This is a genomic window from uncultured Algoriphagus sp. (assembly GCF_963974835.1).
GTDB lineage: Bacteria > Bacteroidota > Bacteroidia > Cytophagales > Cyclobacteriaceae > Algoriphagus.
In genome coordinates, this window is sequence record NZ_CAXBET010000002.1 from 124060 (window position 1) to 139539 (window position 15480).

The following is a 15480-nucleotide window of genomic DNA, read 5'->3' on the forward strand; positions in this document are numbered from 1 at the left end:
CGAGTTATTTAAGGTAGAAAAAGGTGTTTTTGACTAAGCCAAAATACAATTAATACTGATCCAAGAAAAAGGTTTAACTACCTTTTTTATTTTAATTGCCATGATAGACTAGTATTCAGGCAATAAAAAAGGAGATCCAACGGATCTCCTTTAATACTATTTAATAAAGTGACTATTACATCATGCCACCCATTCCTCCGCCGCCCATTGGAGGCATTGCAGGAGATTCGTCTTTTACGTCAGCTACTACACATTCGGTAGTCAATAGAAGTGCTGCGATGGAAGCTGCATTCTCAAGAGCTAGACGAGTTACTTTAGTAGGATCGATTACTCCTGCGCTGAACAAGTCTTCGTAGACGTCAGTTCTTGCATTGTAACCATAATTACCTTTATTTTCTCTGATCTTGTTGATCACCACAGAAGGCTCACCACCCGCATTGGAAACGATAGTTCTCAACGGAGATTCGATAGCTTGTCTGATGATATTGATACCAGTATCTTCATCTTCATTAAGACCTTTAAGATCGTTAAGTGCTTCAGCTGCTCTTACTAGAGCAACACCACCACCTACAACAACGCCTTCTTGAACGGCAGCTCTAGTTGCATGAAGTGCATCATCAACACGGTCTTTTTTCTCTTTCATTTCTACTTCAGTAGCAGCACCTATGTAAAGGATAGCTACACCACCAGAAAGTTTAGCAAGTCTTTCTTGCAATTTCTCTCTGTCGTAGTCTGAAGTAGTTTTGTCAATCTGAGCTTTGATTTCAGCGATTCTGCCTTTGATAGCAGCTGCATCACCAGCACCATTCACAAGAGTAGTGTTGTCCTTGTCAATGTTGATTTTCTCAGCTCTACCAAGCATGTCGATAGTAGCATTTTCCAGTTTGAAACCTCTTTCTTCAGAGATTACTGTTCCGCCAGTAAGGATAGCGATGTCTTCCAACATAGCTTTTCTTCTGTCACCGAAACCTGGAGCTTTCACAGCTGCCACTTTCAAGGCACCTCTGATTTTGTTTACTACAAGAGTAGCAAGAGCTTCTCCGTCTACATCTTCAGAAATGATTACTAGACCTTTTCCTGACTGAGCTACTGGCTCAAGAACTGGAAGCAATTCTTTCATCGAAGAGATCTTCTTGTCGTAGATCAAGATGTAAGGCTGCTCTAATTCTACTTCCATTTTCTCCGTGTTAGTCACGAAGTAAGGAGAAAGGTAACCTCTGTCAAACTGCATACCTTCTACAGTTTTCACTTCAGTTTCAGTACCTTTTGCTTCTTCTACAGTGATCACACCGTCTTTACCTACTTTGTCCATTGCGTTAGAAATCATTGTTCCGATTTCCTCGTCATTGTTAGCAGATACAGTCGCTACTTGAGCGATTTCTTTAGATGTAGAGATTTGCTTAGAATCAGCTTGAAGTTGCTTAACAACAGCAGAAACTGCTTTGTCAATACCTCTTTTAAGATCCATTGGGTTAGCTCCAGCAGCTACGTTTTTGATACCTACGCTGAAGATAGATTGTGCTAGGACAGTTGCAGTAGTAGTACCGTCACCTGCATTGTCAGCAGTTTTGGAAGCTACTTCTTTTACCAACTGAGCACCCATATTTTCGATTGGCTCTGCCAATTCGATTTCTTTAGCTACAGATACACCATCTTTAGTGATGGTAGGTGCGCCAAATTTTTTGTCTATAATCACATTACGTCCTTTAGGACCCAATGTCACTTTTACTGCATCAGCAAGTGCATCAACGCCTTTCTTCAGCTGATCTCTTGCACTTGTGTTGAAAAATAATTGCTTAGCCATATTGTTAAATATTTTGGTTAACGTTTAGGGTTGATTAATTAAAGGATTGCAAAGATGTCTGACTCTCTCATGATCAGGTAGTCACTACCTTCTACATTCAATTCAGTACCTGAATATTTGCCGTACAATACTGTATCGCCAACTTTTACAGTTAAAGGCTCATCTTTTTTGCCATTTCCTACTGCCACTACAGTACCTTTTTGTGGTTTTTCTTTAGCCGTATCCGGGATATATAGACCGGAAGCTGTTTTTTCTTCAGCTGCAGCAGGTTGTACCAAAACTCTGTCTGCAAGAGGTTTGATGTTCACATTTGACATAGTATAAATTCGTTTAAGGTTAGATTAAAATGTACTTGCCTATTAGCACTTCCTGTGCCAAGGAAGGTTTAAGGCCAAAGGCTGACAAATCGGCTGTTATTAGTTAAGGAAATGCGCAATAGTTGTGATTTTTTTGACAGGATTGACTGCCATTTTTACTTTCGGTACTTCATAATTGTCAGAAATTCGTAATTTAATTCCAAACCTATATCCTATGAAATCTCTACCTAAAAACTGGATTACCGAAGGTCACATCGATTTTGAATACAAAAAGTATCAATTGCTGGCCTATTTACAGGAAACTAATAAACATTTCAATGAGATGAAGCTTTATCCCTCTCTCAGCGAATTGATCGATCATTACAAGTACCTCAACGATCTGAAATCAGGAAGTTCTGAGTTGACTAAGCTCTTTCCGAAGAAATTGGATTCTATTGACTTTCAAAAAGGAAAATTGAATTACCAATCTAAGGTAGATGATGACGGAATAATGAAAGAGCTTTCCCTGATTACAGAGTTTGCCTTACCAAAGTTGGTATCCCAAATAGAGGAGGGGAAGATAATTTATGACTATGTGGAAGATCAACTCGAATTTGAACCTGTTGGTATCGTCCCTATTTATAATCAGGAAGGCTACATTTTACTGTCTAGAGAGAAAAAAAATGAAGTTCATGCGTTCCGTTACAAATCAAGCTTACTTCGGTTTGCGGGAGAGAGGTTTCGTAGCATCAGCATGTGGTTGGTAGGTGTTTTTCAGAAAAGCTTAGTCAACACACTAGAAAAGATCAAAATGGATCTGATCAGGGAAATAAAAGAACTTCCAAATCCGGCTACTTGGAGAATCCATAGCCATCAGGAATTTCCTATTGAAGAGACACTGATACCTATAAGCAAGCGTCTTTTATTAAAGTCTGTTTCGGTATAAGCTACTCGTTCAAAAAAGCTTTTTATCAAACTTTACTAAGCTGAAAATAAAAAAGTCTGCCCTTCTTAGAGCAGACTTTAAAATATCTTTAGCTATTGCTTAGTTACCTGAAGTAGTATCAGTAGTCTCTGCTGGAGTTTCTTCAGTAGCTGCAGGAAGCAAGTTTTCAGATTCACCAAAGGATGGTGCTACTACTTGCTGCTTAGCATTCTCAATATTTGGAGATGAGAATTGATTTGACTGCGCCCCTGTGTAAAAAGCTGAGGATGCCAATGATAATACCAAGATTGAAATAGCCAAAACCCAGGTTGCTTTTTCAAGGACATTTCCAGTTCGGGTCACACCCATTATCTGAGAAGCACTGCCTCCAAATGCTGCACCAGCTCCACCTTTAGAATTCTGTCCTAGGATAACCAATATTAGCAATACAGCTAAAATCAGAATAATTGTAATTAATAAAGTAAACATATAATGTGGGTGTTAATCTTTCAGTTTTTCGATCAAGTCCGCAAAGTAAGTCCTTTTATCCGGAAACTTCAATACCAACTTCTCATAAATTTCCGCAGCTAATTGCGTTTTGCCCTGTTTGGCTAGAATTTTTGCATAAGATTCTGAAATCAGATTATCATTGATCTTAGTACTTGAGGCAGCGAGATTTTCTGTATTTTGGTTTGCTTGGATCTCTTTGATCGTGGCTAGTTTGATTGACTTTTTACTAAAAGCCCTGATGAGGTCTATTTGTTCTTTTTTCTTCTCATCAACTATTTCTTTTTTCTCCTTCTTCTTAATAGTTTCAATCAGATCATCTTTAGGAAGTTTTCTCCTCCTAGGCTTCGGCTTTTCAGCTTCGGTTTTGTCTTCTCTCTCTACTGAACTTGGGGAAATATCTATTTTTTCATCCGTATATACCTCTGTCTGTAATGGTTCAATTATAGGAGAATCAATACTTTCTTTTGGCTTTTCTATAAATGATTTAAGCCAGATTCTATCAGGACTGGTGATTGCAGCAAATCCTAAGGAAGGAATATTTTGAGTTCCGTTTTGTAAAAATTCATAGCGGGCCATCAGCACATGCGGAATCTGAAAATAGGGAAAATTCTCCAGCACTTTTTGCAGTTGAGTTATTTCACTGCTATCTAATGCATCGGCTTTATGGACTATATCTAAAAATTGGACTGCGTTCACTTATGTTTTTTTTAGCTTATATATAGGCAAATTACCAGTTTGCAACAGTATTGGTAAATATATCCTGAATTATACTTGTAAAAATCTCCTCAACCAACTCATCTTCTACATCCAAAAAAGTAGAAGTCCTAGGATCGTAATCCTTGAAGAAGGAAAAACTTCTTTTTAGGTTTTCCTCTTCGTTGGTCATATTGATGTATTCTACATCCACACTAATTGTCAGACGCATATTACCTGCTCTGTCTGGTAGATTGGCATTACCGCTGGATACAGCGGCTTGTGGGGTCAAAGTATATCTACTGATAGCTCCCATAAATTGTAAATCCCCATTTGACCTTACTAATTCAAGCTGGGTATTACGCTGATAGTATTCTTTAAGAGCTTCAGTGAATTTCTGCTCAATATTGGCAGGACCTCCCCCTGAGTCATTGAAGAAATTTTCCACAGTGAAAGTACTTACCTCATCATAATTAATATTGGTACCTGTGAAGCTGTATCTTACCGCGCAGCTTTGGAAAAAGATCATGACCAAGCCAAGTGCAATGGTTTTAAGCTTATTGGTCAATTTCATATTGTTTGATCTTACGGTAAAGCGTTCTTTCTGAGATTCCTAGGTCACTTGCAGCATATTTCCTTTTATTGTTATGCTTGCGCAAAGCTCTGAGAATCATTTCTTTTTCTTTCTTCTCCAGAGAAAGGGAGTTGTCGTCTTCTTCATGGATAATATCTTCTATGGCATCATCTTCATAATTATCATTTTTGGATGATGAGGATTTTTGAGAATCGATTACTAAAGGAACGTAACTAGGGTTGGATTCCGTACTTTCTTTTGGAGTAAATCCGCTGTCCATGTCTTCGAAAAGCCCCTGATGTTTTTGAATGATGTTTTGATTTAGCCCGCCATTTTGATAGGATTCCAAGACGAGTTTCTTCAACTCATTCATGTCTTTCTTCATATCAAAAAGAACTTTATACAGCAAATCCCTTTCGGAAAAGTCAGTAGCATCACTGCCCTTTGACATGCTAGGAAGAGCCATAGGAAGGCGGGAATTGTCCGAAGGTAAATACTTCGAAAGCGTATGCGCGTCCACTTCCCGCTCATTTTCCAAAAGTGAAATTTGCTCTGCTATATTTTTCAGCTGGCGGATGTTGCCGGGGAAAGAATAACGCATTAAAGCTGCCTGTGCTTCCCGATCCAAGGAAATTGGGCGAACATTATATTTTTCAGAAAAATCTGATGTAAACTTTCTGAATAGTAAAACCACGTCTTCTCCACGCTCTCTGAGGGGAGGTACAAAAATGGGAACAGTATTGAGCCTATAATAAAGATCTTCTCTAAACCTGCCTTTTTCTACGGCATTAAGAAGCTTAACATTGGTAGCAGTGATGACTCTAACATTCGTTTTGAGAACTTTCGAGGAACCCACTTTGATGAATTCTCCATTTTCCAAAACCCGTAGAAGTCGAGCCTGAGTACCCAGAGGCATTTCACCTATCTCATCCAAAAAGATTGACCCGCCGTCAGTGACTTCGAAATATCCTTTTCTTGCTTCATGGGCACCAGTGAAAGATCCCTTCTCGTGCCCGAATAGCTCAGAATCTATTGTGCCTTCAGGAATAGCTCCACAGTTGATCGCAATGAATTTACCATGCTTACGAAGGCTGAGTGAATGGATGATCTTTGAGAAACTTTCTTTACCACTTCCGCTTTCGCCTGTAATTAGCACCGTCATATCGGTAGGTGCTGCTTGCATAGCTACTTGAATCGCATGATTCAGAAGTGGACTGTTACCTATGATACCGAAGCGTTGTTTTACGCTCTGTATTTCCGGATTTTCAATCATTAATGTTTCGGGTTTATTTCAATCACTTCACCAAAAAGCGTTGCAGGAGTGCAATCCGTGATTTTCACTTTTAAATAATCGCCACCGGAGAAGTTACCAGCAGGAACAATCACTACTTTATTTGCCGAGTTTCTACCTTTAAAATCATCGGCTGATTTCTTCGAAGCACCTTCAACCAAGATAATTTGCTCTTTCCCTAAGTCAAGCTTATTTCTGTTTAGGGATGTTTCACTTTGTTTTTTGATGACTTCAGAAAGTCTTCTTTTTTTCACCTCCAAAGGAATATCATCAGGATATTTTTTTGCGGCTAATGTTCCTGGTCTTTCTGAATAGAAGAACATATAAGAAAAATCAAATTGTACGATATCCATCAAGGAAAGTGTTTCTAGGTGTTCTTCCTCAGTTTCACTGCAAAACCCTGTAATCATGTCAGACGAAATGCCGCACTCCTGGCCAAGAATCTCCCTGATTTTAGCTACACGCTCCAAGTACCATTCCCTATCATAGGTTCTATTCATCATATCCAGCACGCGGGAATTACCGCTTTGTGCTGGCAAATGGATGTATTTGCAAATATTATCGTACTTCTTCATCGTATACAAGACATCGTCTGTAATGTCTTTAGGATGAGAAGTGGAAAATCTTACCCTAAGCATTGGATCCACTAAAGCCACCATTTCCAGTAAGTTGGCAAAATTGATGACAGTACTTACTTCCTGTTCCTTTTTATTAAGTCTGGCTTTATTGTTCTCTTCTGGCGACCACTTGTAGCTATCAACATTTTGACCTAAAAGGGTGACTTCTTTATAACCTTTTGAGAAAAGATCTTTTGCCTCCCGAACAATGGAATGTGGATCACGGCTTCTCTCTCTACCGCGCGTAAAAGGCACTACACAGAAAGAACACATATTGTCACATCCCCGCATAATTGAAATGAATGCGGTAATACCATTGGAATTCAAACGGACAGGAGAGATATCTGCGTATGTTTCTTCTCTTGAAAGAAATGTGTTTACTGCTTTTTGTCCATCTTCTGCTATGGACAGTAGATTTGGAAGATCCCTGTAAGCATCTGGGCCTACTACTATATCCACTATTTTTTCTTCTTCCAAAAGTTTCTCTTTAAGCCGCTCAGCCATACATCCTAAAACTCCAATAGTCATTTCTGGCTTACTTCTCTTAGCTCTTTGGAAATCCGACAAGCGTTTCCTCACGGTTTGTTCGGCTTTTTCGCGGATTGAACAAGTATTGAGGAAAATCACGTCAGCCTGATAAAAATCTGAGGTGGTATCAAAACCCCCTTCTTTCATGATTGAAGCAACCACTTCGGAATCTGCGAAATTCATGGCGCATCCGTAGCTCTCGATATAAAGCTTTCTTTTCTTACCAGTATCCTCATCTATAGTGGTTTTGAAGTCACATGCTCGTGCTTCTTCACTTGAGATGATATCAATGTCTGTAATTAAATTATTCATGTAACTTCTTCTTTCCTTCTTTCGGATGGCGAAATTACAAAAATGCGGACAAAATGGCAGAAAGACTCTTCCTTTATTTTGTTAAATAACTTTAGGCTCTTCAATAGGGATCAAATGTCCAAAAGTGTAGACTAACAAACTGTCTTATTCCTCAAAAGGAATTTTCAACTGTTCTCCAAAATGCTGATGCTCTTCCACACTATTAAGGTTAGATATTCCAAGTCCCAACAAACGGATTGAATTTTCAAAAGGCTCCTGCAGCAAAAGTTCTTTGGCAATTTCCCAGATATTTTCCTCATCGGGATATTGCTCTTGTGTTTTACTGCGAGTTTGCTGAGTGAAGTCGGAAAACTTTATCTTCAGTGTAATAGTACGCCCTTTAATTCCTGATTTTTTGATTCGCCTGATTAATTCATCACTTATAGGCTTCAATGCCAGAAGTAAATCTTCTGTAGCTGATAGGTCATTTGCAAATGTGTTTTCAGCACTGAGGGATTTACGGATTCTATCCGGCTGAACTGCAGAGAGATGAATTCCCCGGACAATGTTGAAGTAGTGGATACCTGATTTGCCAAACTTTCGGGTGAGGTATTGCAGGGAAAATTGCTTGAGTTCTTTACCCGTGTGAATTCCCAGCCCACTCATTTTTTCAGCAGTCACTTTCCCTATTCCAAAGAACTTTTTAATAGGAAGTTTTTCAAGAAACTCCTCTGCTTCTTCTGGTAGGATTACTGCCTGGCCGTTGGGTTTATTGAGATCTGATGCAATTTTTGCTAGGAACTTATTGTAGGAAACTCCTGCAGAAGCATTCAGCCCGGTGCGTTCCTTAATTTTTTGGCGGATTTGCTTGGCTATCAAAATTGCTGATTTCAGGCCCATTTTGTTTTCCGTAACATCCATAAATGCTTCATCCAGCGATAGTGGCTCAACTAAATCTGTGTATTCATGAAATATTTCACGAATTTGACCGGAAATCTCTCTGTACCTATCAAATCTCGCCGGTGCAAAAATTAGCTGGGGGCACTTTCTGGCAGCCAATACGGAAGGCATTGCGGAATATACCCCATATTTTCTCGCTTCATAACTTGCTGCTGATATTACTCCTCTCGCTGCATTTCCGCCTACTACAAGTGGTTTTCCTCTCCATTCAGGATGATCTAGTTGCTCTACAGATGCGTAGAATGCATCCATGTCCACATGGATTATTTTGCGTATAGTAGGGGAGGATATATTTTGATCATTTTCCACTGAGCACTTCTAGAATTGCCTGGGCTTTTAGTGCACATTCCTCATATTCCTGTGATGCATCAGCATCGTAGGTAATAGCACTGCCCACTCCAAAATAGAGTTTTTTTACTTCCAGATCAGCAATTATGCTGCGAATGATCACAGAGAAATCAAAATCTCCATTTTCTTCAATTATTCCAAAAGCCCCTGAAAACCAACCTCTCTTAAAACTCTCCAATTCGTCGATAATTTCCATAGTACTTATTTTTGGAGCGCCTGTCATACTACCCATTGGAAATGTTGCTTGTATAATGTCCGAGAAGCTTATTCCGTGTTTCAATTCAGATTCGATCGTACTGATCATCTGAAAAATTCTTGGTAGGGGATATATTCCAAATAATTCATTGACGATAACTGATCCAGTTGTTGATACTTTTGAAAGGTCGTTACGCATCAAATCGGTGATCATAAGGTTTTCTGCTTTCTCCTTTTCACTATTTGCCAATTTTTCTCTATTCACATCATCCTCTAAAATAGAACGTCCTCTTCTAATTGTTCCTTTGATGGGCTGGGCTATGATTTGGCGTCCAATTCTTTTGATATAGCGCTCTGGTGAAGCAGATATTAGCCACTGGGATTTGGCTTTGAACAATGCAGAAAATGGCATGGGAGAAAGTTCTTTCAGTCGAAAGTAAGCGGCAATTGGATCCCAAACCTCAAATGAACCAAAGTATGATTGGCAAAAGTTACTTTCGTAGGTGTCACCTTCTACGATGTGATTTTGGATTGTTTCGACGCTTTTTAGGTATTTCTCCTTTGTGATTTGTGCAGAAATCGCACAATAAGTATTTACTGAGTTGGGAATGGCGCATTCTTCTACCTCCGCCCAAAAAGTAGAAGTTAATTGACACATGGAATGAATCTTATTCTGATGAAATTCCAATGAAAACTCAGACTTGAAAAAGCAAAGTTCAGGAAGCTTAAAATATTCTGGATTCTTACTAGAGAGTTTCTCAATGTTATTTTTGAAATCATATCCCACTATGCCGACCTTAGTGATTTTCAGATTCGGATCCCAAAGTTCGCTTGGTGTAATACTTTTGTTTCCTGCCAGAAACCTGAATTTAAATGGCTCATTAGGATAGTTGTAATCGTTTCCGTCAGTTAAAGCAAAAAAATCAAACTTCTTATCTGCCCATCGACATAGTTTTTCGATCCATCTAGATTCCGGAATAGGGTAGATGTAAGAGGAGCTTTTCATTGATGGCACAAAAAAAGAGGAATTCTAACAGGATTCCTCTTTTAAATAAGTTTTGTTACGATTAATTGGCTTTTACATCCAATACCAAACCTACACTGTTGTAAACAAATTTGTCTTTTGCTTTATCCACTGCAGTAGCTTCGTCGCCATAAGAAAGACCCCAATCAGTTCTGTCGATGTTGAAACCAGCTTTTGCGGTAACAGCTCCATCAGTTACGTTGATTGCAGCTGGGAATTTAATGTTTTTTGTAGTTCCTCTCATAGTCAGGTTGCCGCTAACCCAGTAATTAGGGGATTCAGGAGCAAGTTCGCTGTTTGCTTTTGGAGTATTGTCAGAAGCAAATTGCTCTTCGTCAGTAATCACATCATCAGCTGTGAATGGCTCTACAGAAGTAATTTCAAAAGTAGCAGTTGGGTGGTTAGCCGCATCAAAGAAATCTTCTGATTGAAGGTGAGTCTGAAGTTTGCCATGCATTTCAGTACCAGCTTCCATATCGTGGATTTCAAGTGCTGTAATGTCAAATGAGAAAGTACCACCAGTCACTTCGGTACCGTTTACAGTAACCGTACCTGAGGTAGCAGGAATAATTCCGGTGTGTTGGCCAGTTGGCTTATAGCCCATCCAGGATACTTTAGATGCTGCTGGATCCATCGTTAATGTAGTGCCTTCAGATGCTACTACTTCTTGAGCTTCAGTGGCTTCTACCGTTTCTGCTGGTTTGCTACAAGCAAAAGTCATAAGTGCTGCAGCTAATATTAAGCCGGATTGTTTGATAGTTTTCATTGCTGTGAGTTTGATTTCAATTTAGATGTATATACACGGAAACTCAAAATTTGTCAAAAAGTTCAATATCAAAAAGAAAATGTCAAACTTTATTTATTAAAATTTGAGAAATGGAATCTAGATAATTTTGAAAATATGGCATTAATAATAGAAGTTCAGAATAAAAAACCTGCTTTTGGGCAAAGCTGTTGGTTGGCACCAAATGCTACCATAGTAGGTGATGTGGTAATGGGTGAAAATTGCACTGTATGGTTTAATGCTGTGGTCAGGGGTGATGTAAATGAGATCAGAATCGGTAACGATACCAATATACAGGATGGCGCAGTGATCCATTGTACCTACCAAAAAGCGGGAACCTATATCGGCAATCAAGTATCAATAGCCCACAATGCCATAGTCCACGGCTGCACCATTCACGACAGAGTATTGATAGGGATGGGAGCAATCGTGATGGATGGGGCGATAGTTAATTCAGGTGCAGTGATTGCGGCGGGAGCAGTAGTTTTGGCCAATACTGTGGTGGAGGCAAATTCGATATATGCAGGAATGCCTGCCAGAAAGGTGAAAGATATTGGTGTGGAAATGGAGGCAGTTATAACCAGAACAGCCAAAAACTATCCTATGTACGCAAGCTGGTTCCAGACTTGAAATTGATTTTTCATTCACCTGGATTTCACTTCTGCATATTCCAATTTAGTAGTAACATTCTTGTCATAATATCATGTTGCTTTTATGTCCTAATTATTTTCTTCCATCTAATGCATTGGCAATATTTTTTTAGAGAATGTCTTTATTAATCAACCAGATATGAATTTGATAATATAAAGTCAAATTTTTTATCAATAAGCTAATACCACTTCCTTTTCTTTTCAGGAAATTTTGACTAGTATTTGAAAGTGAGAGAAAACCTCTGATTTTTCACAGTTAGTTGATATTTTATATATGAAAGAAGAGTATTTAAAATGGTTTTCTCCCTTTCTCCAACGGGATGTGGAAATGTTGGTGTTTGGACATGCAGGATATCCGGTGGTGATTTTTCCAACTTCCAAAGGATCATTTCATGAAAATCGGGATATGGGACTGGTGAAGTCTGCACAATGGTACATAGAGCAAGGCCTAATTAAAATCTATTGTCCGCTAAGTAACGATGCAGATAGTTTTTACAATAAAAGTATTCATCCACACCAGCGGATTCAGCATCATGTCGCATACGACAAAATGATTTGCCATGAATTGGTGGAGCGTATTCGTCTCAATACTCCGGTAGCAAAAGTAGTAATGGCAGGTTGCAGCTTTGGAGGATATCATGCTGCAAATTTTGCCTTCAGACACCCTGGATATGTGAGTCACATGTTTAGCATGTCAGGAGCATTTGATATCCGAAGTTTTATGGATGGCTATCAGCACGACGATATTTATTACAATAATCCACTTGATTACCTGCCAGGCCTAAATGATCAGGAGCTTTGGAAAATGGATATTGTATTAGGGACATCTAATTGGGATATCTGTTTTGATGCCAATATCAAGCTTCATGAGGTATTACGGGCAAAAGGAGTAAATCACTGGTTTGATGTTCGTCAAAATCGTCTGCATGATTGGGATGTGTGGAGAGAGATGTTTCCTCATTACCTCAGCAGAATCAAGTTTAACTAAGTCAACTTATTATCAAGATAGCTATGAAAAAAATAGGAATACTTTTCGGAATGGAGGATACGTATCCTCAGGCATTTATTGACCGGGTTAATCAAAAAGGAGAAAAAGGAATAATTGCAGAATCTGTGCAGATAGATAAAGTAATTCAAAATCACTTATCAGAGTACGCTGTTATTATAGATAGGATATCCCAGGATGTACCTTTCTATAGAGCTTACTTGAAAAACGCAGCTCTGACTGGAACGGCCGTTATCAACAATCCATTTTGGTGGAGTGCTGATGATAAGTTTTTCAACAATGCCTTAGCAGATCAACTACAAGTTCCCCTTCCCAAAACTGTGATTTTACCCTCTTCAAAGCATCCGGATGATACTACAGGCAGATCGTTCAGAAACCTTGTACATCCATTGGATTGGGACGGAATTTTCGAATATGTTGGTTTTCCGGCTTATATGAAGCCATACGCTGGGGGAGGGTGGAAAAATGTTTACCGTCTTGAGGATAAACACGAATTTTTCAGAACTCATCCTGAGACTGGTCAACTTGTAATGATGCTACAGGAAGAAATTGTCTTTGAAGAATACTTTAGAGTCTATTGCCTGGGAGGGAAAGCGGTCAAAATAATGCCTTATGAACCAAGAAATCCTCATCATCTAAGATATGTGGTGGATGGCCCGCCTGCATCCAAGAAGTTGGTGGCAACAGTTAAAGAGTATACCATCCGTCTATGTAAAGGACTTGGGTATGATTTCAATACGGTAGAATTCGCTGTGAGAGATGGAATTCCTTATGCTATTGATTTTGGAAATCCGGCTCCGGACGCGGATATAAAATCTGTGGGACAGGAAAATTTCGAATGGGTTGTTGAAGAATCTGCTAAAATGGCAATTAGCTATGCAAAAGCTCAAAAGCCAGGTAAAATGAACCTTACATGGGGTACATTTATGAGAGATGCAGTTGGCAGTTCAAAGAGGTTTTAATTTTTCAGCTTAACGAATAACCCCATGGCTTCAATTTTAAAAAAGCTCCCGAAGTTTACCCTTGGTGTAGAAGAGGAATATCAGATTATAGATCCAGAGACTAGAGATCTTCGCTCTCACATGTCTAAAATAGTGGAGGGAGGAAAAATCACGCTGAAGGAGCAGGTAAAGGCTGAAATGCACCAGTCAGTAGTAGAAGTGGGGACTAACGTATGTGAAAATGTCGCACAGGCTCGTAGGGAAGTTTCATACTTAAGAAATAAAATAGCGGAATTGGCCGGAAATCAGGATTTGCTTGTAGGCGCTGCCAGTACACATCCGTTTGCTAGATGGCAGGATCAGGAAATTACCGATGATCCTAGATACCATACAATCGTCGATGAGCTTAAGGATATTGCAAGATCCAACCTGATTTTCGGTTTACATGTTCATGTAGGTATTGACAATAGAGAAGTTGCGCTTCAGCTGATGAACCAAGCTTGCTATTTTTTACCCCATATTTATGCACTGACGACCAACTCACCTTTTTGGGAAGGAAGAAATACTGGTTTTAAAGCTTTCAGAGCAAAGGTCTTTGCCAAATTTCCAAGGACGGGATTACCGGAATATTTTGACTCAGTTCAGTCATATGATAATTATTTAGAGACCTTGGTGAAAACCAATTGTATAGATAATCCTAAGAAAATATGGTGGGATCTGAGAATACATCCCTTTTTCAGCACGATAGAATTCCGAATATGTGACATGTGCCTCACGGTTGACGAGACTAGTTGCATAGTTGCCTTAATACAAGCGGTAGTTGCAAAATTGTATCGCCTTTTGCTGAGCAATACCAGCTTTAATATCTACAGAATTGCATTAATCAGAGAAAATAAGTTCCGAGCTGCGCGGAATGGGATTGAAGGGCAACTTATTGATTTTGGAAGGAAGATAGAAGTTCCCACCCATGAATTGATCATGGAACTGTTGGATTTTGTAGATGATGTAGTGGATGAACTGGACAGTAGGGAAGAGATAAACTACGTGCATCAAATCCTTAAGAATGGTACAGGCGCTGATCAGCAGCTGGCAGTATTTGACAAAACTCAAGACCTGAAAAAGGTTGTGGATATGATCACTTCAAAGTTTACGGAAGGGATTTAAGGGCTTTCATTACCTTTGTGGGCGAAATTTAAATTAGGCAACGTGGGAAAGAAAAAATTGAACCTGGCTATCTTGGATATGTATGATGGTGAGCCAAACCAGGGAATGCGTTGTATCAAAGATATCGTAGCTAGATTTGATAGCCAGTTGAGCTACAAAATCTTTGACGTGAGAGGTAAAGCGGAAATTCCTGAAATCCGTGATTTTGATCTGTTTATATCTACCGGAGGACCTGGAAATCCGATGGATGGGGATGGTAATTGGGATTTGAAATATTTTGATTTTCTTGATCAGATTTGGATATGGAATCAAAACCATAACCATAAAAAGTACATACTCTTTATTTGTCATTCTTTCCAGATGGCCTGTAGGCATTTCGGGTTAGGATCAATTACCAAACGAAATTCTACTTCTTTTGGAGTGATGTCTGTGCATAAGACTGCGGATGGGCAGTTGGATAAATTACTTCAGAATCTGGAAAATCCTTTCTGGGCAGTAGATTCTAGGGATTACCAAGTGGTTCAACCAGATCTTAAAAAATTTAAAGTTTTGGGTGCCAAAATTATTGCCATGGAAAAGATTCGCGATCATGTTGAATACGAACGTGCAATTATGGCTATTCGCTTTTCCCCTGAAATGGTCGGGACGCAATTTCACCCGGAAGCAGATCCAGTCAGCTTTTTGATCCATTTAAAAAAATTAGAAGTCAAAGAGAAAATCATCGGGCTTATTGGCAAAACGAAGTTTCGGCAAATGCTGGAATATATGACGGATGAAGACAAGATCTATAAGACGAATGAAACCTTAATTCCTAACTTTCTAGAGCAAGCTATTTTAAAAATAAAAACCTCCCGATCGCTCACCTTTATCTAATTTCAA

At 39.2% G+C, this 15480-nt stretch carries 16 protein-coding genes; 6 read left to right on the top strand and 10 right to left on the bottom strand.

Annotated features, from left to right (window positions below):
- Window positions 1-175: 175 nt before the first annotated feature.
- Both groL and AACZ73_RS06645 read right to left on the bottom strand, forming a co-directional pair.
- Window positions 176-1804 (bottom strand): chaperonin GroEL, encoded by a 1629-nt coding sequence (gene groL / locus AACZ73_RS06640; protein ID WP_339876534.1) that lies wholly within the window; start codon window positions 1802-1804, stop codon window positions 176-178.
- A gap of 38 nt (window positions 1805-1842) precedes the next feature.
- Window positions 1843-2121, bottom strand: a complete 279-nt coding sequence (locus AACZ73_RS06645; protein WP_192349086.1) for a co-chaperone GroES — start codon at window positions 2119-2121, stop codon at window positions 1843-1845.
- Between the two features lie 214 nt (window positions 2122-2335).
- On the opposite strand from AACZ73_RS06645, the gene AACZ73_RS06650 reads away from it, so the two are divergent.
- Complete coding sequence (locus AACZ73_RS06650; protein WP_339876536.1) at window positions 2336-3046, top strand: hypothetical protein; 711 nt, start codon at window positions 2336-2338, stop codon at window positions 3044-3046.
- Between the two features lie 99 nt (window positions 3047-3145).
- Here the strand turns inward: AACZ73_RS06650 and secG are convergent, their stop codons facing one another.
- The 8 genes from secG to AACZ73_RS06690 all read right to left on the bottom strand — a co-directional run bounded on the left by secG (window position 3146) and on the right by AACZ73_RS06690 (window position 10822).
- A complete protein-coding gene (secG, locus tag AACZ73_RS06655; protein ID WP_339876537.1) occupies window positions 3146-3514 on the bottom strand; it encodes a preprotein translocase subunit SecG in 369 nt (122 codons plus the stop codon).
- Between the two features lie 12 nt (window positions 3515-3526).
- A complete protein-coding gene (locus AACZ73_RS06660) occupies window positions 3527-4231 on the bottom strand; it encodes a hypothetical protein (RefSeq protein ID WP_339876539.1) in 705 nt (234 codons plus the stop codon).
- Between the two features lie 31 nt (window positions 4232-4262).
- Window positions 4263-4802 (bottom strand): LptE family protein, encoded by a 540-nt coding sequence (locus AACZ73_RS06665; RefSeq protein ID WP_339876541.1) that lies wholly within the window; start codon window positions 4800-4802, stop codon window positions 4263-4265.
- Window positions 4786-6075 (bottom strand): sigma-54 dependent transcriptional regulator, encoded by a 1290-nt coding sequence (locus tag AACZ73_RS06670; RefSeq protein ID WP_339876543.1) that lies wholly within the window; start codon window positions 6073-6075, stop codon window positions 4786-4788. Before AACZ73_RS06670 ends, AACZ73_RS06665 begins: the two co-directional genes overlap by 17 nt.
- Window positions 6075-7550 (bottom strand): tRNA (N6-isopentenyl adenosine(37)-C2)-methylthiotransferase MiaB, encoded by a 1476-nt coding sequence (miaB, locus tag AACZ73_RS06675; protein ID WP_339876545.1) that lies wholly within the window; start codon window positions 7548-7550, stop codon window positions 6075-6077. The genes AACZ73_RS06670 and miaB overlap by 1 nt, the downstream gene beginning before the upstream one ends.
- 144 nt (window positions 7551-7694) lie before the next feature.
- Complete coding sequence (dinB, locus tag AACZ73_RS06680; RefSeq protein ID WP_339876973.1) at window positions 7695-8780, bottom strand: DNA polymerase IV; 1086 nt, start codon at window positions 8778-8780, stop codon at window positions 7695-7697.
- Between the two features lie 7 nt (window positions 8781-8787).
- Window positions 8788-10038, bottom strand: a complete 1251-nt coding sequence (locus AACZ73_RS06685) for an anthranilate synthase component I family protein (RefSeq protein ID WP_339876546.1) — start codon at window positions 10036-10038, stop codon at window positions 8788-8790.
- Window positions 10039-10099: 61 nt separating this feature from the next.
- Window positions 10100-10822, bottom strand: a complete 723-nt coding sequence (locus AACZ73_RS06690) for a YceI family protein (RefSeq protein WP_339876548.1) — start codon at window positions 10820-10822, stop codon at window positions 10100-10102.
- A gap of 135 nt (window positions 10823-10957) precedes the next feature.
- On the opposite strand from AACZ73_RS06690, the gene AACZ73_RS06695 reads away from it, so the two are divergent.
- From AACZ73_RS06695 to AACZ73_RS06715, 5 genes are all read left to right on the top strand, one after another.
- The gene (locus AACZ73_RS06695) at window positions 10958-11470 is read left to right on the top strand and encodes a gamma carbonic anhydrase family protein (RefSeq protein ID WP_339876550.1); all 513 of its coding nucleotides are present in this window, start codon (window positions 10958-10960) and stop codon (window positions 11468-11470) included.
- Window positions 11471-11764: 294 nt separating this feature from the next.
- The gene (locus AACZ73_RS06700; protein ID WP_339876552.1) at window positions 11765-12478 is read left to right on the top strand and encodes an alpha/beta fold hydrolase; all 714 of its coding nucleotides are present in this window, start codon (window positions 11765-11767) and stop codon (window positions 12476-12478) included.
- 23 nt (window positions 12479-12501) lie between these two features.
- Window positions 12502-13458: a hypothetical protein gene (locus AACZ73_RS06705; protein ID WP_339876553.1), complete on the top strand. Its 957-nt coding sequence runs from the start codon at window positions 12502-12504 to the stop codon at window positions 13456-13458.
- Window positions 13459-13482: 24 nt separating this feature from the next.
- On the top strand, window positions 13483-14601 hold the full coding sequence (locus AACZ73_RS06710) for a carboxylate-amine ligase (RefSeq protein ID WP_339876554.1): 1119 nt from the start codon (window positions 13483-13485) through the stop codon (window positions 14599-14601).
- A gap of 42 nt (window positions 14602-14643) precedes the next feature.
- Window positions 14644-15474 carry a GMP synthase gene (locus AACZ73_RS06715; RefSeq protein WP_339876556.1) on the top strand — a complete coding sequence of 277 codons (831 nt, stop codon included), beginning with the start codon at window positions 14644-14646 and terminating at the stop codon, window positions 15472-15474.
- The last annotated feature ends 6 nt before the right edge of the window (window positions 15475-15480 follow it).